The 21043-nt window shown below is 41.1% G+C and carries 20 protein-coding genes; 12 read left to right on the forward strand and 8 right to left on the reverse strand.

Annotated elements, in window-relative coordinates:
• The first annotated feature begins 171 nt into the window (after positions 1-171).
• The 4 genes from FTT98_RS09665 (at position 172) to FTT98_RS09680 (ending at position 3290) form a co-directional block, all read left to right on the forward strand.
• Positions 172-1020 (forward strand): class II glutamine amidotransferase, encoded by an 849-nt coding sequence (locus FTT98_RS09665; RefSeq protein ID WP_111885279.1) that lies wholly within the window; start codon positions 172-174, stop codon positions 1018-1020.
• 263 nt (positions 1021-1283) lie between these two features.
• Positions 1284-1739 carry a bacteriohemerythrin gene (locus FTT98_RS09670; RefSeq protein ID WP_078190032.1) on the forward strand — a complete coding sequence of 152 codons (456 nt, stop codon included), beginning with the start codon at positions 1284-1286 and terminating at the stop codon, positions 1737-1739.
• Between the two features lie 142 nt (positions 1740-1881).
• Positions 1882-2964 (forward strand): hypothetical protein, encoded by a 1083-nt coding sequence (locus FTT98_RS09675; RefSeq protein WP_180177324.1) that lies wholly within the window; start codon positions 1882-1884, stop codon positions 2962-2964.
• Positions 2964-3290: an RnfH family protein gene (locus tag FTT98_RS09680; protein ID WP_180004252.1), complete on the forward strand. Its 327-nt coding sequence runs from the start codon at positions 2964-2966 to the stop codon at positions 3288-3290. Before FTT98_RS09675 ends, FTT98_RS09680 begins: the two co-directional genes overlap by 1 nt.
• 43 nt (positions 3291-3333) lie before the next feature.
• On the opposite strand, the gene FTT98_RS09685 is transcribed toward FTT98_RS09680, so the two are convergent.
• Positions 3334-3732, reverse strand: coding sequence for an outer membrane protein assembly factor BamE (locus tag FTT98_RS09685; RefSeq protein ID WP_078193102.1), 399 nt, complete (start codon positions 3730-3732; stop codon positions 3334-3336).
• A 112-nt stretch (positions 3733-3844) separates the two neighbouring features.
• Here FTT98_RS09685 and fur point away from each other — a divergent pair, with 112 nt between their 5' ends.
• On the forward strand, positions 3845-4282 hold the full coding sequence (gene fur, locus FTT98_RS09690; protein ID WP_078193101.1) for a ferric iron uptake transcriptional regulator: 438 nt from the start codon (positions 3845-3847) through the stop codon (positions 4280-4282).
• Between the two features lie 77 nt (positions 4283-4359).
• Here the strand turns inward: fur and FTT98_RS09695 are convergent, their stop codons facing one another.
• Entirely contained in the window at positions 4360-5481 is a 1122-nt protein-coding gene (locus FTT98_RS09695; RefSeq protein WP_168379063.1) for a PilT/PilU family type 4a pilus ATPase, read from the reverse strand.
• A gap of 27 nt (positions 5482-5508) precedes the next feature.
• Positions 5509-6546 (reverse strand): type IV pilus twitching motility protein PilT, encoded by a 1038-nt coding sequence (locus FTT98_RS09700; RefSeq protein WP_078190026.1) that lies wholly within the window; start codon positions 6544-6546, stop codon positions 5509-5511.
• 125 nt (positions 6547-6671) lie between these two features.
• On the opposite strand from FTT98_RS09700, the gene FTT98_RS09705 reads away from it, so the two are divergent.
• Positions 6672-7358: a YggS family pyridoxal phosphate-dependent enzyme gene (locus FTT98_RS09705; protein WP_180040456.1), complete on the forward strand. Its 687-nt coding sequence runs from the start codon at positions 6672-6674 to the stop codon at positions 7356-7358.
• A gap of 193 nt (positions 7359-7551) precedes the next feature.
• On the forward strand, positions 7552-8352 hold the full coding sequence (locus FTT98_RS09710) for a thioesterase family protein (RefSeq protein ID WP_078193098.1): 801 nt from the start codon (positions 7552-7554) through the stop codon (positions 8350-8352).
• Between the two features lie 48 nt (positions 8353-8400).
• Here FTT98_RS09710 and FTT98_RS09715 read toward each other — a convergent pair whose 3' ends face one another.
• The 3 genes from FTT98_RS09715 to FTT98_RS09725 all read right to left on the reverse strand — a co-directional run bounded on the left by FTT98_RS09715 (position 8401) and on the right by FTT98_RS09725 (position 13767).
• Positions 8401-11994 carry an AAA family ATPase gene (locus FTT98_RS09715; protein WP_180040454.1) on the reverse strand — a complete coding sequence of 1198 codons (3594 nt, stop codon included), beginning with the start codon at positions 11992-11994 and terminating at the stop codon, positions 8401-8403.
• A 9-nt stretch (positions 11995-12003) separates the two neighbouring features.
• The gene (locus FTT98_RS09720) at positions 12004-13257 is read right to left on the reverse strand and encodes an exonuclease SbcCD subunit D C-terminal domain-containing protein (RefSeq protein ID WP_180040452.1); all 1254 of its coding nucleotides are present in this window, start codon (positions 13255-13257) and stop codon (positions 12004-12006) included.
• Between the two features lie 132 nt (positions 13258-13389).
• On the reverse strand, positions 13390-13767 hold the full coding sequence (locus tag FTT98_RS09725; RefSeq protein WP_180008234.1) for a VOC family protein: 378 nt from the start codon (positions 13765-13767) through the stop codon (positions 13390-13392).
• Between the two features lie 169 nt (positions 13768-13936).
• Between FTT98_RS09725 and FTT98_RS09730 the strand changes: the two genes are divergently transcribed.
• From FTT98_RS09730 to FTT98_RS09740, 3 genes are all read left to right on the forward strand, one after another.
• Complete coding sequence (locus tag FTT98_RS09730) at positions 13937-14881, forward strand: GGDEF domain-containing protein (protein ID WP_180040450.1); 945 nt, start codon at positions 13937-13939, stop codon at positions 14879-14881.
• Between the two features lie 394 nt (positions 14882-15275).
• Complete coding sequence (locus FTT98_RS09735) at positions 15276-15725, forward strand: ABZJ_00895 family protein (RefSeq protein WP_180040448.1); 450 nt, start codon at positions 15276-15278, stop codon at positions 15723-15725.
• A 66-nt stretch (positions 15726-15791) separates the two neighbouring features.
• Positions 15792-16727: a TIGR01777 family oxidoreductase gene (locus FTT98_RS09740; RefSeq protein WP_180177325.1), complete on the forward strand. Its 936-nt coding sequence runs from the start codon at positions 15792-15794 to the stop codon at positions 16725-16727.
• A gap of 21 nt (positions 16728-16748) precedes the next feature.
• On the opposite strand, the gene thiO is transcribed toward FTT98_RS09740, so the two are convergent.
• Both thiO and hemB read right to left on the reverse strand, forming a co-directional pair.
• Positions 16749-17873, reverse strand: a complete 1125-nt coding sequence (thiO, locus tag FTT98_RS09745) for a glycine oxidase ThiO (RefSeq protein WP_180177326.1) — start codon at positions 17871-17873, stop codon at positions 16749-16751.
• Positions 17874-18010: 137 nt separating this feature from the next.
• Entirely contained in the window at positions 18011-19024 is a 1014-nt protein-coding gene (hemB, locus tag FTT98_RS09750; protein WP_111885258.1) for a porphobilinogen synthase, read from the reverse strand.
• A 107-nt stretch (positions 19025-19131) separates the two neighbouring features.
• Between hemB and FTT98_RS09755 the strand changes: the two genes are divergently transcribed.
• Both FTT98_RS09755 and FTT98_RS09760 read left to right on the forward strand, forming a co-directional pair.
• Positions 19132-19629 carry a thioesterase family protein gene (locus FTT98_RS09755; protein WP_180026566.1) on the forward strand — a complete coding sequence of 166 codons (498 nt, stop codon included), beginning with the start codon at positions 19132-19134 and terminating at the stop codon, positions 19627-19629.
• Between the two features lie 262 nt (positions 19630-19891).
• Entirely contained in the window at positions 19892-21043 is a 1152-nt protein-coding gene (locus FTT98_RS09760) for an efflux RND transporter periplasmic adaptor subunit (protein WP_180177327.1), read from the forward strand.

A 21043-nucleotide genomic window follows, 5' to 3' on the forward strand; every position in this document is an offset into this window, starting at 1 on the left:
AGGCTTTTTTATTATTTATCAGTTGGCTAAGTGAGATTTGTATAGATCAAATAAAGTATTTGCCCTGTTGGATTATAAAAACTCTTACAATGGCGCCGATTTTAGATTTACAACAACTAAAACTGTCATGCACAATAGAGAAATCATAGATTTACTGCTGAAATGATCGATATGTGCCAGCTGCTCGGAATGAATTGTGCGACTCCTACCGATATAACTTTTTCGTTTCGGGGATTTTCGCAGCGAGCAGGAATTACCTCAGATCATTGTGATGGCTTTGGTATCGCTTTTTTTGAAGATAAAGCATGTCGTTTATTTGTCGACAATCAATCTGCTGTAGAGTCTCCGATTGCTGAGCTGATCCGAAACTACCCGATTAAATCTCGCAATGTGATTGCACACATTCGTAAAGCGACACAAGGCAAAATTAATCTTGAAAACTCACATCCATTTAGTCGTGAATTGTGGGGCAGACAGTGGATTTTTGCACATAATGGCGACCTACATGGCTTTCAGCCTGAGCTCACAGGGCGCTTCAGCCCCGTCGGCAATACCGACAGTGAATTGGCCTTCTGCTATTTGCTCGAGCAAATGGTGAAACGTTTTGGTTATACCGAACCTACACTCGATCAGGTGTTTGATCTGTTATTAGAAATTTCTCCTAAAATTGCAGAACATGGCACCTTTAATTTTTGTTTGTCTAATGGGCAGGCGCTATTTAGTTATGCGATTACCAAGCTGCATTGGCTGGTTCGAGAGTTTCCATTTCAGCCTGCACAGTTGATTGATATTGATGTTGAAGTCGATTTTAGTGAAGTCACTACGCCTGAAGACCGTGTTGCCGTGATTACCACTGAACCCCTAACGCAAAACGAAGTTTGGACAGCATTTGAGCCGGGTGAAATGATTTTATTTCAACATGGTCGTCCAATTCGTGCTGCAAAGACGGTTGTTGAACGTTTAGAACGTGAGCGGCTGGACCCATCTTTAAAACGTGTCACACGTGCAGATCAGTATTAATTTTGAATGAAAGATATTCATTATAAAAATGAATATCTTACACTTTATTGAATTAAGGGTGTTTTCTAAGATATTGAATTGATTAAAAAATATCTTAGCTTTATACTCGGGATTAAATAAATTAACATAATAAAAACAATTGATTACAATATAAATGGCAGTATTTCAATTAAAACCAACCTTTTTACTTCATTTTTATTTAAGTTCTTTAATTATATGATGAAATTTACGTGATAAGTCCTTCATATTTATAGGTGGTCGTAATGAAAATGAAATGGGTTCCAGAATACAATACTGGTATCGATGTGATTGACGATCAACACAAACGGATTCTTGACTACATCAATGAAATTGATGGCATTGACGCAAATACAGATCGTGATCGTGTAAAACAAATTCTGGAAAACATTATTGATTACACGCAATCACATTTTACCTTCGAAGAATCTTTACAAGAAGAAGCGGGTTATAAATATCGTGTGCCACATAAACGCGTACATGATTTATTTATTAAAAAAATTGAATCTTACCGTGACCGTTTTGAAATGGGGCATGCGATTGAAAATGAATTACATGAAGTGCTTTCAAAATGGCTGATTAACCATATTCAGCACGATGATGCTGATTATGTCGGTGCGGTTAAAGAAAATATGATGGGTATCATCAAAGAAAAAGAAAAGAAAAAAGGCAAAAATTGGTTTGCACGTTTCTTTTCATAACCTCAAAAAATGAAATAAAAACAATTAAATTCTAATAATATCATTTGCGCAGCAAATCACCTTTAAGGTGATTTGCTTTTTGTTTTTGATTTTCAAGGCACAGCAAGGCAAAATAGCGCTAGAATTTTCAAAGGAATTTGTCATGCAGGACAATGCGATGTCGAAATGGTTATCGCCACTGATGGCGTTCTGTTTATCTTTTATCATTATTGCAACTTTAGCACCGGTAACAGGTATTCAAATTGAACGTCAGCTAGATTTCTGGCTGTTGTGGCTAGGTACAATGCTTATTTTAGCTTTACCGCTATGTTATTTGGAAATTGCTTTAGCAAAACGTTCAAAAATTACAGCAGTTCAAGCACTGTCTTTGCTAACACGTGATGCGGATGCTTCACCCAAATGGCGTATAGTCGGTTGGCTTGCCGTAGTATTTATTCCATTTTTAGCAGGTGCCATGCTTTCAGCCGCGTCGCAATATGTGGCAATTTTTACAGCTAATGGCTTTGCCTATAGCATTATTTTGGCTGTCCTTGCGGTCATTGCATTTGCATTGTCGTTTGTACCACGCCAATTTTTAGTGATTTTGACCGCTATTGGTGTGATTGCTGCAGTAGTTTTAGCGAATGTTATGGGAACTGCCTTACCAGAGTGGAAAATGACTGCGCTCGAATTTAGTGAGTGGGGCAATGCAACTGTCTTGGCGCTCGTAGCAAGTGGTTTGGGGATGGGCTTGTATTGGCAGTCAAGTTTACCAGCCGTGAAGCAACAAGAGATTGCAAGCAAAACGGTATTTCCGATTTGGATCGCTCAACTTTTGGCAGTGGTTGCTTTTGCCTTTTTCGCAGCAAAAGCACAAGTATCTGCTTTAGCACTGGTTGTGGGTTTAGTCGCAGCTTCAGCATTGCTGATTCAAATGGCACGTGAACAATTACAACAACGCCAATTGGCCATAGTGGTGCAATGGGCGATTTTATTGGTTGCGGTTTTTGTATGGGCACTGAGCACTGTTGTTCCAGTATTTAATATTGCCTTGTTGATTTGGGGCTTAATTATTTGTCTGATTTATGCGATTTTCGCAGGTTGGATTATGAAGATTAGTCATCTACGTAAGTCAATGAACTTCAGTCATGAAACCTTTTATAATATTTGGCGTATTGCTGTACGTATCGTAGTGCCCTTGTCAATAATATTGGCATTGGTGGCTGTGATTGGGCAGTTATTCTAATGACAGCTCAGTTACAAGTGTGGGTGGCTTATGCGAGCGTGGAACAGCAGATATTAATTCCTCTAATCTTTAATCCCGGTATGACGGTTGAAGATGCTATTGTGCAAAGTGGCATTCGAAAACAAGTAGATTTACCAGAAGTATTAACACTAGGAATCTTCGGGGCGCGTGTAAGCGATTCATCTCAGTTACTTGAAGCAGGTGATCGTGTCGAAATCTATCGTGCATTAACCATTAATCCGAAAGATATTCGTCGTAATCGCGCCAAGAAAAATCCCGTTGGTCGTTATTGTCGAGGCAATCGTTTCAAGCAATTGTACTTATAAAAAAAACCCCTAAATTTAGGGGTTTATTTTTATCTGAAAGCGACTATAGTGGTGGCGCAGTTAAAATCGCTTCTTTAGAACCTGGTAAGCCAGGTTGAGACTCTGGAATGGTTTCTAAGCCTTCAATTTTTTGAACGATACCGTTTTGGTCAAAGAAGATTTTTAAGTGTTGACCATGTGCAGCAGGAATCTTGGCTTTTTTAGCATATGTTCCTGGGGTATACTTATAAATGTAGTCCCAACGTAACGGATTCATTGGATCGGCAACAGTTGGACTACCTAGCAAAAAGCGAACTTGTTGGTGGCTCATTCCCACTTGAATTTTAGCCGCTTGTGCTTGAGTTAAAGGTGTACCTTGTGGAATATCAACTTTATAAACGCCCAAGGTTGAACAGCCTACGAGCAATGAAGTGACGAATAACGTCAGCATGATTTTTTGCATTTTGCTAAACTATCCCAAATTAATTATGATGCATTTGATCCAAGGATAGATCATACTGCATCTAAACTTTGTTGCATATTCCAACTTTAATTTTGTTGAGAGACCTTTTTTCATGCCTATTTCAAATCAAGATTTACGTAAAGCTGGACTTAAAGTTACACTTCCACGAATTAAAATATTGGAATTGCTTGAAAATTCAAGACAACATCACTTAAGCGCAGAAGATATTTATAAGACTTTACTTGAACAGGGTGAAGATGTGGGTTTAGCAACTGTGTATCGCGTGTTAACACAGTTTGAAGCTGCAGGTATTATTCAACGCCATCATTTTGAAAACAATCATTCTGTTTTTGAGATTATGCAAGAAGATCACCATGACCATATTGTGTGTCAAAACTGCAATAAAGTGGTGGAATTTACTAATGATGTGATTGAGCATGAGCAACATCAAGTGGCAGAAAAATTTGGTTTCCAACTTACAGGTCACTCATTAAATCTTTATGGCTATTGTGATGCGCCTGAATGCCAAGAAGCATATCGTAAAAAATAATCCGATGCGGATGAGAATGAATAAAAAACAGACTTCATATGAAGTCTGTTTTTTATTTCCGAAAGCATCATGCAGAATTAATGTTGACCATCAAAGGTAATATTTGAATTTGCACGCAGTAAATGCTCACCGCCTTCTTCAGACAATTTAATTTGTAGACGCAGGTCGTTCGGTGAGTCGGCATGTTTTAGCGCATCTTTGTAGCTAATTTGCTTGGCTTTATAAAGGTCATATAAGGCTTGGTCAAAGGTTTGCATACCTAGTTCACGAGAGCGCTTCATCAGGTCTTTAATTTCGTGCACTTCACCCTTACGGATTAAGTCTGAAATTAAAGGTGAGTTGATCAAAATCTCAATGGCAGCACGACGTGAATTACCATCAATGGTTGGAATCAACTGCTGCGCAACCATTGCTTTTAAGTTCAAAGATAAGTCCATGAATAGCTGACTATGACGATCTGCTTCAAAGAAGTGAATGATACGATCGATGGCCTGGTTGGCGTTGTTGGCATGCAGTGTTGCAAAAACCAAGTGACCGGTTTCAGCAAAGGCAATCGCATAGTCCATGGTTTCACGTGAACGAATCTCACCAATCAGAATCACGTCAGGTGCCTGACGTAGCGTATTCTTTAAGGCAACTTCGAAAGAGTCGGTATCAATACCCACTTCACGTTGGGTAATGATACAGCCTCGGTGTTGGTGTACAAATTCAATCGGGTCTTCAATTGTAATGATATGACCTTTGCTATTTTCATTACGATAGCCAATCAAAGATGCCAAAGAGGTTGATTTACCTGTACCCGTTGCACCTACGAAAATGATAATGCCACGCTTGGTCATCGCTAATTCTTTTAAAATCGGCGGTAATTTCAACTCATCCATCGTTGGAATAACGGTTTCGATACGACGCAGCACCATACCTGGCTGGTCACGTTGTTGAAAGGCGCTGACACGAAAACGAGCAGATTTACTGGTATTGCTAATGGCAAAGTTACATTCGCGCGTATCGGCAAATTCCTTACGCTGTTTGTCAGACATAATCGAATGTAAGATTTGACCGACAGTCGGGCCCGGTAACTTAGTCGAGCCAATTGGCAAAATTTGCCCATTGATCTTAATCGAGGGTTCAACATCGGCTGTAATAAACAAATCCGATGCCTTTTTCTCCACCATATAATCAAGTAAGCCGTTAAAATCCATAACGATCGCCCCAGAAAAATAAAAAAATTACAAGAAAGATTCGGGTTGTTTCGCTGCAGTCCGTGCAGTTTGCGTACTAATAATGCCTTTTGCGACAAGGTTTTTTAAGCTTTGATCGAGTGTGGTCATACCGTAGTTGGCACCCGTTTGAATCGCAGAATACATTTGCGCGACTTTGTTTTCACGAATCAAGTTACGGATCGCAGGAATACCGATCATGATTTCATGCGCAGCCACACGACCGCCACCATTTTTCTTGAGTAGGGTTTGTGAAATTACGGCTTGAAGTGATTCAGATAACATGGCACGAACCATGTCTTTTTCTTCAGCAGGGAATACGTCAATCACACGGTCAATGGTTTTTGCGGCAGAGGTTGTATGGAGTGTACCGAAGACCAAGTGACCGGTTTCAGCAGCTGTCAGCGCCAAACGAATGGTTTCAAGGTCACGCATCTCACCGACTAAGATAATATCCGGGTCTTCACGCAGTGCGGAACGAAGTGCTTCGTTAAAGCCGTGCGTATCACGGTGTACTTCACGTTGGTTGACCAAGCATTTTTTTGATTCGTGTACAAATTCGATCGGGTCTTCGACCGTTAAAATATGGTCATAACGGTTGTCGTTAATGTAATCAACCATCGCAGCAAGCGTGGTTGATTTACCCGAACCTGTTGGACCGGTCACCAATACGATGCCACGTGGATATTCACAAATATCCTTGAATATTTGGCCCATGCCAAGATCTTCAATGGTTAGTACTTTTGAAGGAATGGTACGGAATACGGCACCAGCACCACGGTTTTGGTTAAATGCGTTCACACGGAAACGAGCCACACCAGGTACTTCAAATGAAAAGTCAGTTTCTAATTTTTCTTCGTAATCACGACGCTGTTTATCGTTCATGATGTCGTAAACCAATTTGTGCACTTCTTTGTGTTCAAGAGCAGGAAGGTTGATACGACGAACTTCACCATCCACACGAATCATTGGTGGCATACCAGAAGATAAATGTAAATCCGAAGCGTTATTTTTGGCAGCAAAGGCCAATAGTTCTGTAATGTCCATAAAATCCCCGAGATAAAAATTAAATCTTAATTATTTTGATAGAATAATAAGGCTTTCCCACAGCTTAACCAACACTTAGTTGCAGGGCAATGCAAAAAAAGATGAATGAAATGAGAACCCCGTCAATGAATAAACTTCAAGAAGCACGAAATCAAGTCTTGCAGCAAATTGAGCAGGCTTGCCAACTTGCGGGTCGACCACAGCAATCGGTTGAATTGTTGGCTGTATCTAAGACGCATCCTGCTGAAATGCTAAGAGAAATGTATGCAACGGGGCAACGCTCATTTGGTGAAAATTATCTGCAAGAAGCGCTTGAAAAAATTGAGGCTTTGGCAGATTTAGAGATTGATTGGCATTTCATTGGTCATGTACAGCGCAATAAAACCAAACATTTGGCTTCAAACTTTGCTTGGGTGCATGGGGTAGACCGTTTGATTATTGCGGAGCGTTTATCAAGCCAGCGAGAAGCGACGCAAGCACCTTTGAATATTTGCCTACAAGTCAATATTGATGCGCAAGATACGAAGGATGGCTGTCAGCCGAATGAAGTAGCAGGTTTGGTCGCACAGATTTCTACGCTACCGAATTTACGCTTACGTGGACTGATGGTGATTCCTGCTCCAAACAATCCGCAAGCGTTTGCTGATGCCAAAATGCTCTTTGAACACGTCAAAGCACAGCATGCGAAACCTGAAGATTGGGATACATTAAGTATGGGGATGTCAGGCGATATGACTGATGCGATTGCTGCGGGTTCAACGATGGTTCGCGTGGGGACAGCATTGTTTGGCGCACGTGATTATTCAAAATAGGACAGAAGATTCAGCCTGCTTTCAAAAACTAGGCTTATAAAGTGTAAGCACAGCAGATAAATTTTCACAATAGATGAAACCTATGGGTTCAAAGTGAGCCTTTTAATTTGAACTTTCCATTAAAGTTGAGTACAAAATAATCAGGATGTTTTTGATATTGAAGTAATTCACACTTGGACAAATAGGGAAGTTCATGACGGCATATTATCAGTTGATTCAACGCGACGTAGATGCGCAAGGCTGTGTCACGGCACATTACCATTCGACCAATTTAGCACAAGGTGCATGGAATGCACATGAGCAACACATGGCACCAGCTACAGGCATTATTTGTGCTGAATTAGACCGTTTTTCACCACGTCATGATATGCGTATCGGGCGCATTAGCCTCGATATTTTGGGCTTAATTCCTGCTGGCGAGTTTGAAATAATCACGCAAGTGATTCGTCCGGGAAAAACCATTGAACTGATTGAATCTGAAATGCGGGCTCAGGGCAAAACCTGCATTGTGGCACGCACTTGGCGCATGATGACGCAAAATAGCCAGTCCGTGAAAGGTTTGGAGGATGCTGATGTGACTGGGCCAGAAACTGCGCCGATTTGGGACGGTATCCGTCAGTGGCCGGGGGGATATATTCAGTCGATTGAAGCAAGAAGCCATGGGCGCCGTGCAGGTCAAGGCATTGTGTGGCTGAGAACACAGCATGACATGGTTGAAGGTGAGCCGACTGCTGATTTTGTCCGTTTAATGGGCATGGTTGATACCGCCAATGGTATTGTTCCGCGTCAGGATTGGCCATTTGGCTGGGGCTTTCCAAATCTGGATCTACAAATCCATTTGCACCGTTTACCACAGGGACAGTGGTTAGGTCTGGAAACCGTGCAGCAGTATGGAGCGGATGGTGTTGGTTTGAGTAGTTCTGTATTGCATGATGTCCATGGCCCATTTGGGCGTAGTGAACAGATTTTAACGCTACGTCCACTCGGGACGTAATGATCTAGAGAATCAAAAATTATAAAGCCTGCTTTAAGCAGGCTTTTTTTAAGATACGATTTGGATGGTGCTTGCACCTGCTCCGACAGGATTGACCTGAATTTGCACAGGGATTCGTTCGTGCATTTCTTGAATATGCGAGATCAATACTACTTTACGGCCTTGGTTTTGCAACTGATCTAGAGCATTCATGACCATGTGTAGACTTGAGGCATCTAGCGTGCCAAATCCTTCGTCAATAAATAGGCTTTCGATTTTCGTTGTTCCTGATGCCATGCTTGCAATGGCTAAGGATAAAGCGAGTGCTGTTAAGAACGACTCACCACCTGAAAGCGAAGAGACAGAGCGAGTTTCGCCATCCATGTCATGATCGATAATGGCTAGACTTAAGGAATTTTCAAGGCGCTTTAAGGTATAGCGCTGTGAAAGTATCGCCAATTGCTGGTTAGCATACTCGATTAAAATATCAAGGTTATATTGCTGCGCCAAATCACGGAACTTCTTGCCCGTTGCATCGCCCATTAAGCTCGAAATTTTATTCCAACGATGTTCTTCAGATTGGATCTGTTGAATCTGATCGGCAAATTGTTTTTGTTTGCTGAGGTTAGAAAAATGAACATCTAACTTACTTTTAAGTTGATCTCTAAGTTCTTGCTGTTCTGCAAGGGCTTTAAGATTTAGTGCAATGACACGCTCGATTTGTAAAATTTGTATTTCAGGCTGTGTTTTTAAATGCTGTTTCAACGTTTCTTGAATAGCCTGAATACCTGCTTGAGCATCTGAATAGGCACGTTCTGCATTTAAAACACGCTGTTTAAGCTGCTGTTCTTGTTCATATGAAATTGCACTAAGTTGCGCTAACAGCGTTTCACTAAATTCTGAATTTTGGCTCATCCATTGTTGAAGCGTATTTTCAACATGCCTCATTTGAGTGACTAATTGTGTTTGCTGGGTGAGGTATTCTTTTAAGCGACTTTGACTGGTTTCAAAGGCTTGACGTACTTGATCGAATGTTTGACGAGCCTGATTGAATCTCGTCTGTAACAGTTGTCTGTTTTGGTCAAAATCATTTAACCAATCATGTGGTTTTTCAACTTGTGTTTGGGTCATCTCAAAAATAGTTTGAATCGCAATATCACTATTTTTTTTGCCCTCAATTGTTAAATTTTCAATTAGATTTTGAGCCGTTTGAATTTTTTCCTGACTAAATTTAATTTGTTGCTGATAGTGCTCAAGCTGTTGTGAAGTTTGATTATATTGAGTATTTAACTCGTGGCGTTGCTTTAAGTAATTTTGACGTTGTTGTAGTGTGTGATAAATCTGTTCAGCCGCGCTTAAAGTCGACTGTTCCCATAATTTTTTTTCTACGTCATTCAACACAATGAGAATATGCTGAATATTGATTTCAGCTTGTTGCACACTGGATAAGTGCTGTGTGGTTTGTTGAATTGAAGTTATGAGTGCATGACTTTGTTTTTGAGCATTTTCATGTGAAATTAAGGCATCTTCAGTTTGTTTTTGCGCTTGTTGTGATTCATTGATTCTTGTCTGAATCAGTTGCGCCAAGGCTTCATGCTGATGTGAAAAATCAAAAGAAATATTTAGAATATTTAATTGTTGTTGAAGCGCATTTTTTGCCTGATCTAGTTGTATTTTTAAGGTCGCTAGCTGTTGCGCATTGGCATCCATTAACGCGGTTTGCTGAGTGGAGGTGGTTTGTAATTTTTGCCAAGCTTCGAAAGCCACTTTTTCCAATGCAAGTGCTTGTTGTTCTTGTTGCGTTTGTAGTTTCAGTAATTCATCAGAAAAAGCTTCTTTTTCTGAATAAGGATGATGGGTACTTCCACAGACTAAACACGCTTCGCCATCGACCAAATCTGCACGCAATTTTTCAATATTTTCCGTATTCAGTAAGCGCTGTTGTTGCAACATGTGTTGCAGTTTTTCACGCTCATTTTTCTGCGTTTGATAGGTAAGTTCGGCCGTTTTTAGCTGCGTATGACTTTGTTTAATTTGCTGAGTTAGTGTACGTTTCACCGTCATGAGATTGTTGTTTTCAGCATCAATATTTTGGAAGCTTTGCCATTGTTGCTGAACAACATTGAGCTGATTTAATTTTTGTAAAAGCTGGTCACGTTCGTAACGTAGTGATGAAATTTTCTGATTGAGCGCATCTTCTTGCCCAAATGTTTGCGTTAATTTTTCAAGTTGTTTTTGTTGTGTCTGTAATTGTGTATTGGCTTGTTGCACATTGCCATAATTTTTTTCAAATTGTGCATAACTTTGAATAAATCGTTGAGTCTGTGTGATATGCGCTGAAAGTGCATCATCGAGTGAGGCAAAGTGATTTGAACTTTCTAGCTGTGCCGTGTGTTGAGCAATATTGGTTTGCAGTTGCTCAAGCTGTTCCTTCATCTGTTTTTCATTGTTGATATGCGGAACAAGTTGGTTTTCAATCTCTTTAAAATCACCTTGCGCTTTGCGTAATTGATCTACCAATACAAGACGTTCAGCAATCCGGTCACGCACCAGTTTAATTTTGTCTTGATGTTGAATCTCAAATTGATGCTGTTGTTTTTGTTCTGTATCTATTTTTTCAAAGATGGTTTTTTCAGCATTGAATTGTTGTTCAATCTCTGAAAAATGCTGTTGTGCATGTGTCAATTGCGGCTGTAATTGTGCAATTTCAAGCTTGATATTTTTTTGTTGAATTACACTTGGGCGTATAGATGAAAAGCGTTCAAGTTGTTGCAGTTGTAGCTTTTCAGGCGCAAGTGCATCAAGTTGTTGTTGCTGATTTTGTAGTTGTTGCTGACGTGCTTGCACATCAGTTTCGTATTTTTGCTTTTGTTCATACCACTGTTGATTTTTTTCGAACGCTGATTTTTCTATTTCCAGCTTTTTATATTCTGTAGAAACCGTATTGAATTGATTCGTGGTTGTTATTAGATCTTCATCAGACAATATTTCAATATGTCCTAAAACATTTTCCAGCTCTTTACGCTGATTGGCAATTTGTTTAGTTTTTTCAAAGGCCAATTGACCAATTTTTCCGAAAATACTGGAATTGGTCAGATATTCCAATAGCTCGCCACGTTCATTATCACGCGCTTTTAAAAAAGCGGTCACTTCTGACTGAGCCAGTAAAACGGCACGGGTGAACTGTTCAAAACTGAGTTGAGTAATGCGTAAAATTTGGCTCTCAACCGCTTTGGTTTTATCCGCAACAACAGTGCCATCTGTTAAGCATTTCAGTGAGCGCTGTACGCTTTGCAATTTACCGTTTGGGTTTTCACGGGCACGTTTAATTTCCCAACGTGCAGAATAGACTTTTTGGTCTTGAGCAATAAAACTGAGCTCGGCAAAGCCTTGGCCTGTACCACGGCGCAAGACTGTTTGCGGTGAGTTGGTCGGCAGCTCTGAACCATCTACATCGATGAGTTTGCCATCGCTGTCTTTTAAGCGCGGCACACGGTTAAACAGCGCCAAACACATGGCATCTAAAATGGTTGATTTACCTGCACCTGTTTTACCAATAATTGCTACTAAGCCTGCACTGGCTAAAGGCTCAGATTCAAAATCAATAAAATGTTCACCCGCTAAAGATGCCAAGTTTTTAATACGTATAGATAAAATTTTCATGGCAATTCCTTAAGTGTTCGCATCATCTTCAAGTGATTTTTGTGCTTCATCGACCAAACTTAAAAAATCTTTCATTACGGTGTCATCAGCACCATAGCCTTGTTTTTCCCAAAGGTTTTGGAATAATTTTTCAGGCGTAGGTGGATCAAGGTTGATTGCGGCTTGTTGCTGATTATTTTGATCTGAGTTTAAATAACGGCGGCTGATGCGCACCAACCGATAACGGTTCGGCGCTAAAGCCTCTTCAAACTGCTGTCGTAAATTCGGTGCAGGCGGGGTGTCGGTATGGTATTCAATTTCGACATATTCACGCTGATCAATATCTTCAATTTCACCGCTCGCCAAAGCAGATAATTGTGCCAAAACTTCTGGAATTGTGCCTTTGATGCGATGCAATTGCACACTGCGCGGAATTGCTAAGGACCCCATTTGAAAGCGTGATTCATCTGTTTGAGTTGGATCAATACTGATCTCAAGCACTTGGTGCTTATAATTAATTTCACTAAATGACAGGGGAATCGGTGAGCCGCTATAACGGATATGAGTTTGTCCAACTTTTTGCGGTTTATGCAAATGCCCAAGAGCCACGTAGTCAATTACATCATCAAACAGGGCGGTTGAAATTGCTTCTTCATTGCCCATAATAATCGGGCGCTCTGAGTCTGACGTTTCACCGCCTTGCATGTGGGCATGGGACATTAAAATTAAGGCTTGATCTGGAGTTTTACGTGCATTGGCTTCCGCAATTAATTGTTGATGTACATAGGCAATGGCATTTTGACTATTGGTGGTTTGATCATTGAAACCGGTGATCTCGGCAGCACGTAGAAAAGGTAAAGTCAGGCACCATGCCACTACATTTTTGTGTTCATCATAAATAGGTACCAGCAGTCGGTCTAAATCGAGCTGACCTTCGGTATTTTTATGGACCACGCCTACAGCTTTGGCATGGTATTTTTCTAATAAAGGCTCAACTTGTTCAATACGGTAGCCTGAGTCATGGTTGCCTGCGATCATCAGGGTTTGCATGTGCGGAGCCCGCTCATGTGCATCTGCTAGAAACTGATACAACTGTTTTTGCGCTCTGGAAGCGGGGTTGATCACATCAAAAACATCGCCTGCAATGAGCAGGGCATGTGGCTGTTTTTGTGCTATTTGTTCAAGCAGCCAATTGAGAAACTGTTCATGTTCGTAGTCACGTGAGTGGTTATAGAAAAATTGTCCTAAATGCCAATCAGAAGTATGAAAAAAACGAACAGTCATGCAAGCCCCAAAAATCAAAAAAATTGATTGGGGTCTAAAGTATCACAGATGTTCACATTTTCGAGGGTGATTAATCATTCATACGTCAAACTAAGTCGTTCTCGACAGTTACAAGGTCATCAATCTAAGCTGTTACTGTGCATTTGGATCGACTTGTACGAGGCCAAAGGTATTGTGGTCTGGGTCTAAGAAATAGCCTTGCCAACATTGACCAGGAATCGCAAATTTTTCCATGGCAATTTGACCACCCTGCGCCAAAATTTTCTCAGCGATATGGTCGAAATCTTCAACTTCAAAACTACAGGTAAATGCATTGGTGCCGCAGTGCGTTGGTGGAGTCTGAGCAGGGCGTTCTAACAGGCCACCATGAATGCCTTGAGTTTCAATACGGAAGTATTGAATCGGTAGCCCTTCAACTGGGATAAATGACCAACCGAAAACCGCAGAATAAAAGGCCACTTCACGCTTTGGATCGGAGCTTTGAATTTCAAAATAGCAGAGCTGGTTCATTGTTATTACTCTTTGTTTGATGGATTGCACATTTCAAATAGCAGAGATTTGAAATTAGGCTAAAAAATACCAAGAACTAGGAATATAAAATGTTGTTCTAATCCTGTATATAGATCAATTGTTGTACAGCAGGTGTATTACCTGCATTTGGGGTAGCAGGAGATGCAACATGCCAAATAATCCTTTTGATGAAGAAAAACTTGCAAATAGTATGGTGTATAAGACTTTATTAGAGTCTACATTAGCCATTCCTTGGTGTATTGATTGGGACAGTAAAACATTCAGCTATATTGGACCGCAAATTGAAAAGTTGCTCGGTTGGAAGCAAAATACTTGGCGCACCGTTCAGGACTGGGCATCACGTATGCATGAGGAAGACCGTGATTTTGTGCTGAATTATTGTGTTTCGCAGTCGATGGCTGGTATAGATCATGAGGTAGATTATCGCGCACTTAAAGAGGATGGTTCATATCTTTGGATACGTGATGTTGTGCATGTCGTGCGTAAACCAAATGGTGATGTAGATTGCCTCGTAGGATTTATGTTTGATATTTCCGAACGTAAAAAACAAGAAGAACAGTTACAAAAATTGCAACGTCAGCTCGAAGAATATTCATATAAAGATGGCTTAACCGGTATTGCCAATCGACGTTTGTTTGATGACTTTTATCAACGCGAATGGTTGAACGCGATACGCACACAAAAGCCACTGAGTTTAATTCTGATCGATTTGGATTATTTTAAACAATACAACGACTTGAATGGTCATGTGATTGGGGATACCTGTCTGCGTCAAATTGCGAAAAGTTTGGAATCTTGTTGTACACGACCTCGTGATTTAGTCGCGCGTTTTGGTGGTGAGGAATTTGCTTGGATTTTACCAGAAACCAATGAGGCAGCAGCAGCAGTGATGGCCGATAGAATTATGGAGGCCGTGCGTGCTGCACGATTACCGCATAAAGCTTCAGCGGTGTCTGAACTCGTCACACTCAGCATGGGGGTAAAAACCATTATTCCATCAGATCTAGATAATCGAATGCAATTTTTGGATCAGGTCGATAAAAACCTCTATGTAGCGAAAAGACAGGGGCGTAATCGCTATTGTGCTGCATAACATGGCTTTGCTGTTGTGACTTATTTTAAAGTTGCAGCAAGTTTTTAGTCAGTCGATATTTTATCGGCTGATTTTTTTGGGTGTAGAATATAAAAATTAAATGCTGAATACATAAGGCACAAAATAAAAGACCGACGATTCGAGTGATGATGAAATCGTCGGTCAAAAAATCGATTTCAAATTTAAGTGATGGCTGCTGTTCATACTTAAATTCAAAATGAAACTTATTGCTTTTAAAAAGGTCACCGAAACATTGTGGATGCCGTCCAAATCATCGGTTGCTACAGACCTTGTACCCTATATAACGTAGCTGATTACAGATTGGTTGACATGAAAATGAAAAAAAATGCATTTTTTTTTATACTAGGTGTCAACTTCTTCTTGGGTTAGGGTCATGGTGTCTTTAACACGTTATTTTTTCTTGTTTTTTTTCATTTGTTTAATCATGACCTGTATTTGCGGTGTGATCGCAGCATTATTGCCACAGGGTGTGGGTGGTATTTTAACGGTCATACCCTACCTGATTGCCATGATCGTGGTGTTATTTCGGTTTTTAAATAAAAATCAGAGAGCACCGACACAGGCAGAACGTAAAAAATTTACCCTAGGTTTTAGCCTGATTTTTTGGTTATATAATTTTGGTTTTGTACTTTTGGGTATCGTAATTTTTTCAAGAAAAGATCCTGAAATTTGGCAAAATTTAATGCTCTATATTCAACATCCTCAGTTTATGAGTTTAATGGTGATCATGTTGTTGCTGATGGCTATCCCTTTGTATTTAATCACCTATTGGTTTTATGGTCCGCAAGCACAGCGGATGGCTGCTCAAAAGTTTGGTGCATAAAGCTTGATCGTTTGGTGATCTTGTTCTATAGATAATAGTATTATTTCATATAGATAAGAACAAATTATGCATCAGCCCACAGTACTGCTGACGGGTGGCAGCGGTTTTATTGGCACACATCTCATCAAGGCACTTTTAGCTGCGGATTATAAAGTGATTGGGCTCAGTCGTAAGGCTGGGCGTATTTCTACATCGCCACATTTAACTTGGGTACAGCAGCTCGATCAAATTCCTCATGACAGAATTGATTATGTGATTAATCTTGCAGGTGAAAGTATCGGCAAAGGTCGCTGGACAGAGACGCGTAAACAGCAATTATTAGAAAGTCGGGTCAAAACCACGGAAGCGCTGTATCAATATTTACGTAAACGTAAAATTTTTCCGAAATGCATTATTTCAGGTTCGGCTGTTGGCTATTATGGTATTGATATTGAAGAACAATGGACAAAAGTGTGCGATGAAAATGCTGCACCACAAGCCATTTTTATGTCAGAGCTATGCCAAAGTTGGGAGCAAGTCACACGCCAATTTCCTGAACAAAATACCATTATCACACGACTAGGTGTGGTCTTGGCTGAAGGTGGCGGGATCTTACCGCAAATGCTGCGACCGATTCAGTTCAATTTGGTTAATAAAATAGGTTCTGGTCGGCAGCCTTTTGTGTGGATACACATACAAGATCTGATCCGAAGTATGCTATTTTTAATGAAACAAGCAGAAAAAAAACATGCGTTGCTTGAACCCACGCCAATCGAACCGTATATTTTTAATTTAGTTGCACCAGAAAAAACGACGCAGGCTCAGTTTGCGCAGATTGCAGCACGTCAATTAGCCAAAAAGCCGTGGCTCAATGTGCCTGCAACTATCTTTAAAATTTTATTGGGTGAGCAATCGCAATTAATTTTAAATGGTCAATTGGTTCAGCCTGCTGCTTTATTACAGCAAGGCTTTGAGTTTAAATTTCCGACGTTAAAAGAAGCCTTGCAGGATTTATTGGCTTAGTTGAATTTGACGGATTGACCATTATTCGACGCTTAACAATGCATCTTGAAACAGGCGACTCGGACTATAGTGGTCTGCATTGAATGAAGGCGTTTCCCCAGTCATCAGTTCAGCCAATAACTGAGCTGAAGCTGGTCCCATGCATAAACCATTTCTAAAATGCCCAAAATTTGCCCATAGATTGTCGTAATTTGGCATCTGCCCAATATACGGAATCCCTTCAGGGGAAGATGGACGCAGGCCAGCCCAAGATTTCACAATCGGAAAGTTGGCAAGCTCTGGCACCATGTCAAAGCACGATTCTTGAATATGCTGTAAGGTTGCATCTGTGGTCTGAGTATCAAAACCACATTGGCGCATACTTGAGCCGCAAACCACATGACCATCTTGGCGTGGAATCAAGTACATGACTTTATTCATGCACATGGTCGGCAACCAGTTCTGCGGGGTTTTAAAAAGAAGCATTTGTCCCTGCACAGGTTGTACGGGTATCTCAATGTCCAGTTGTTCACTCCACTCGGCTGACCAAGCGCCCGTGGCAATAACGAATTGATCTGCTGTATGTTGCGTACCATCTGCGGTGGTGATGGACTGGATACGATTATCCGAACGGTTTAATTGGTGGATCGGGCAATGTTCATAAATCTGAACTTTAGGATGCTGCTGTAAATAAGTCGTTAAAGACTGCAAAAGTCGCGGATTACGGATGTTGGCTAATTGCGAAAAATAAATGCCATGTGCAAAGCGTGCTGAAATGTGAGGATTAATCTGCTCAATTTGCTCGGATTGTAAATAATCAGCGTGTTGCATTGGGTCTTGGTGCAAACGGGCATAATCTAAGCCGATTTCAAAATCATCTTCATCAAAAATCAGCATGCCAGTTTCATGAATTTCAAAATCAATCCCAGTGATCGGTTTTAATTTTTCATTCCATTTTTGGTAGCTCTGCTTGCCATAACGTGCGAGCGCATTGACTTCATTGGGATATCGCCAAGGATACATCGGGGAGAGGATGCCACCACCAGCCCAAGATGCGGCAGAACCTGTGCGTTGTTGGTCGAAAATCGTCACCGTACAACCGCGTTCAACGAGTTCCAATGCGCTGAGTAAACCACTAATACCCGCCCCAATAATGGCAATATTCATGTTCTTTTAACCGATGAATGTATGAGTTTGATCTTAACTTCAGCAACGCCGAAGTTTTTCTTCCAAGACTGTTTTTTAAATTTTACAGATATAAAAAAGCCTTCCTGAACGTTACCATTTCAGGAAGGCTTTGCAGGTTATTTCATGTCTTTCAACATGAGTGCTGCATCTTCAGCAAAGTAAGTCCAGATCCCATCTGCACCTGCACGGCGGCAGCTCATAAGCGATTCGATAATCACGTTTTCAGACAGCCAACCATTTTGAATGGCACCTGCCAACATGGCGTATTCGCCACTCACTTGATAGACAAAGGTTGGAACACCGAAATTATCTTTGACTTCACGGACGATATCTAAATACGGCATACCCGGTTTTACAATCACCATGTCGGCGCCTTCTTGGATATCCAGTGCGATTTCATGTAAAGCTTCTGCACGGTTACCGATGTCCATTTGATAGTTATATTTATTGCCACCTTTGAGGTTGCTTGAAGAACCTACCGCATCACGGAATGGCCCGTAAAAGCTAGACGCATATTTTGCAGAATAAGCCATGATGTTGGTATAGATATGGCCATTGGCTTCAAGGGCTTGGCGAATTGCACCGATACGACCATCCATCATGTCACTTGGTGCAACCACATCTGCACCCGCTTCGGCATGGCTGAGCGCTTGTTTAATTAAGCATTCAACGGTTTCATCATTCAGTACATAGCCGGTATCATCAATGATACCGTCTTGACCATGTGTGGTGTATGGGTCGAGAGCACCATCAGTGATGAGAACCATTTCTGGTAGTTCTTTTTTTAATAAGCGGATGGTGCTTTGGACTAAGCCATCTTCATGCCAAGCTGCTTCAGCCGTTAAGCTTTTATCTTCCTGTGGTGTAACTGGGAACAAAGCTAATTTTGAAACACCCAATTCGAGTAAACGTTCTGCCTTTCTTAGTAACAAGTCAGCAGATAGACGCTGTACGTTTGGCATGCTTGGAATGTCTTGAGTTTGTTGCTGGCCTGGCAACACAAATACTGGATAAATGAGATGATCAGTCGTCAGTTGAGTTTCACGCACCATGGCACGAAGCTGGTCATTTTTACGAATGCGACGCATGCGGGTAGCTGGAAAAGCTGGACGATTGAACGTATAGGTCATAACAATCTCATTGATCAGTATTAAACTTTGACTATTGTAGACGCATAATGAGGGTTTGGCGCACCCCGTATTATTTTTTTATTCAATGACAGCGATTCGAGTAGGCTATGACAGATGTAAATAAGAGTTGGACCGGTAATATTGACCTAAACTCGAAGATTGAAATCGATACTTTATTAAATAACATTGCTCAAGCATTTAACAGCTCCCCATTTTTTGTACACAATGCAATGAAAATGACGGTGATCGATGGTCAGATCGAAGCACGTGTGGACATGGCCAGTAATCTAATAGGAAATGTCGCATTCCAAATTTTACATGGTGGTGTTGCGGCAACTTTACTCGACAGTATCGGTGGTATCTCTGCAATGGCAGAATTGTATAAAAAGGCCACAGCTGAAGATCTAGTAGAAACGAGTAAAAAGGTATCTCGCTTAGCGACCGTCGATATGCGTGTGGATTATTTAGCGCCAGGACGTGGACAGTATTTCGTTGCACGAGCTGAAACCTTACGTTTAGGTCGTAAGGGCTGCACCATGCGTATGACCATGGTCAATGATGAAGGTAAAGCGATTGCAACAGCGATTGCATCGTATGCTTATTAAGCCATTTTTAAGTTAACACATTCAAAATGATGAAAAAATAAAGTCCAGCATTGGCAGCAGGGCATGATTTTATCCTGTTGCCGACGAAAAAAAGACTGACGAGTTACATTTTCTATTCTCAGGATATGATTTTTTAGCTTTAAAATGCCGGAAAATTGAAGAAGATAGACTTTCTCACGACACCATTATCTGACAGCAAAGTTGACATGCTTTGCAAAGCTCATGATGCCATGACCAAGTCTGCTAGATTTAGGACAAATCTATGACAGATACCGTTAGTAACCTGCCAGAAACCCCATCTACAGAGCAGCCCACCGATCAGGAATTAAAAGCACGCAGAAAAAAAGGCCTTGGTATATTGGCTGTATTGATCGTGATTGCTTTGGTGATGTATTTGATTTGGTCAATATTTCTAAATCATTCCGTCAGTACCGATAATGCCTATGTCGGTGCAGAAACAGCGTCGATTACCTCGATGGTCACGGGGCAAGTGGCAGAGGTTTTGGTGAGTGATACGCAGCAAGTGAAAAAAGGCGATGTGCTTGTTCGCATTGATGCTCGTGATGCTGAAATTGCCTTAGCTCAGGCACAGGCTGAATTACTTAAAGCAAAACGCCAATACAAACAAACTGCGGCGAATAGTAGTTCTTTAAACTCACAAATCTTTGTCAGTGATGATGCAATTCATAGTGCAAGCGCACAAGTGGCCAAAGCACAAGCCGATCTGAATAAAGCACAAGATGAATTACAACGCCGTCAACAATTGGCTGCTACGGGTGCGATTTCTAAAGAAGAATTAAGCACAGCGCAAAGTGCTGTGAATACCGCTAAAGCCAGTTTTGATGTGGCCCAAGCAGGACTTGCTCAAGCCAAATCTAGTCAAAAAGCGGCACAAAGTAATAAAGCGGCGAATGATGCATTAATTCAAGACAGCAATGAAAACTCAACCCCAGATGTTTTAATTGCACAAGCACGTCTACAACAAGCTCAGTTGGACTTAGAACGTACACAAATCAAAGCACCCTTTGATGGTGTGGTGACACGTCGTAATATTCAAGTTGGGCAACGCATTGCACCGGGAACGTCATTAATGATGGTGGTGCCAGTTTCTCAGTTATATGTCGATGCCAACTTTAAAGAAAGTCAATTGGCAGGGGTGCAAGCGGGGCAAAAAGTTGAACTGACGTCTGATCTGTATGGTGACAAAGTTAAATTTAATGGTACAGTGACCGGTTTTTCTGGTGGCACAGGCTCAGCATTTGCCTTGATTCCAGCACAAAATGCCACGGGCAACTGGATTAAAGTAGTACAGCGTTTACCTGTGAGGATTCGTTTGGATCCAAAAGAGTTGGCAGAACATCCACTCCGTGTGGGGCTGTCTATGGAAGCGACGATTGATCTGAAATCGAAGTAA

Source organism: Acinetobacter sp. YH12039 (genome assembly GCF_013420015.1).
GTDB lineage: Bacteria > Pseudomonadota > Gammaproteobacteria > Pseudomonadales > Moraxellaceae > Acinetobacter > Acinetobacter amyesii.

Excerpts from the sequence above, each read along its gene's own strand:
- FTT98_RS09740 (WP_180177325.1), top strand. The coding sequence starts at position 15,792 with ATGCATCAGCCCACAGTACTGCTGACGGGTGGCAGCGGTTTTATTGGC.
- FTT98_RS09735 (WP_180040448.1), top strand. The coding sequence starts at position 15,276 with ATGGTGTCTTTAACACGTTATTTTTTCTTGTTTTTTTTCATTTGTTTA.
- FTT98_RS09720 (WP_180040452.1), bottom strand. The coding sequence starts at position 13,257 with ATGACTGTTCGTTTTTTTCATACTTCTGATTGGCATTTAGGACAATTT.
- FTT98_RS09700 (WP_078190026.1), bottom strand. The coding sequence starts at position 6,546 with ATGGACATTACAGAACTATTGGCCTTTGCTGCCAAAAATAACGCTTCG.
- FTT98_RS09730 (WP_180040450.1), top strand. The coding sequence starts at position 13,937 with ATGCCAAATAATCCTTTTGATGAAGAAAAACTTGCAAATAGTATGGTG.
- FTT98_RS09670 (WP_078190032.1), top strand. The coding sequence starts at position 1,284 with ATGAAAATGAAATGGGTTCCAGAATACAATACTGGTATCGATGTGATT.
- FTT98_RS09755 (WP_180026566.1), top strand. The coding sequence starts at position 19,132 with ATGACAGATGTAAATAAGAGTTGGACCGGTAATATTGACCTAAACTCG.
- fur (WP_078193101.1), top strand. The coding sequence starts at position 3,845 with ATGCCTATTTCAAATCAAGATTTACGTAAAGCTGGACTTAAAGTTACA.
- FTT98_RS09760 (WP_180177327.1), top strand. The coding sequence starts at position 19,892 with ATGACAGATACCGTTAGTAACCTGCCAGAAACCCCATCTACAGAGCAG.
- FTT98_RS09725 (WP_180008234.1), bottom strand. The coding sequence starts at position 13,767 with ATGAACCAGCTCTGCTATTTTGAAATTCAAAGCTCCGATCCAAAGCGT.
- hemB (WP_111885258.1), bottom strand. The coding sequence starts at position 19,024 with ATGACCTATACGTTCAATCGTCCAGCTTTTCCAGCTACCCGCATGCGT.
- thiO (WP_180177326.1), bottom strand. The coding sequence starts at position 17,873 with ATGAATATTGCCATTATTGGGGCGGGTATTAGTGGTTTACTCAGCGCA.
- FTT98_RS09695 (WP_168379063.1), bottom strand. The coding sequence starts at position 5,481 with ATGGATTTTAACGGCTTACTTGATTATATGGTGGAGAAAAAGGCATCG.
- FTT98_RS09715 (WP_180040454.1), bottom strand. The coding sequence starts at position 11,994 with ATGAAAATTTTATCTATACGTATTAAAAACTTGGCATCTTTAGCGGGT.
- FTT98_RS09665 (WP_111885279.1), top strand. The coding sequence starts at position 172 with ATGTGCCAGCTGCTCGGAATGAATTGTGCGACTCCTACCGATATAACT.
- FTT98_RS09680 (WP_180004252.1), top strand. The coding sequence starts at position 2,964 with ATGACAGCTCAGTTACAAGTGTGGGTGGCTTATGCGAGCGTGGAACAG.
- FTT98_RS09685 (WP_078193102.1), bottom strand. The coding sequence starts at position 3,732 with ATGCAAAAAATCATGCTGACGTTATTCGTCACTTCATTGCTCGTAGGC.
- FTT98_RS09705 (WP_180040456.1), top strand. The coding sequence starts at position 6,672 with ATGAATAAACTTCAAGAAGCACGAAATCAAGTCTTGCAGCAAATTGAG.
- FTT98_RS09710 (WP_078193098.1), top strand. The coding sequence starts at position 7,552 with ATGACGGCATATTATCAGTTGATTCAACGCGACGTAGATGCGCAAGGC.
- FTT98_RS09675 (WP_180177324.1), top strand. The coding sequence starts at position 1,882 with ATGCAGGACAATGCGATGTCGAAATGGTTATCGCCACTGATGGCGTTC.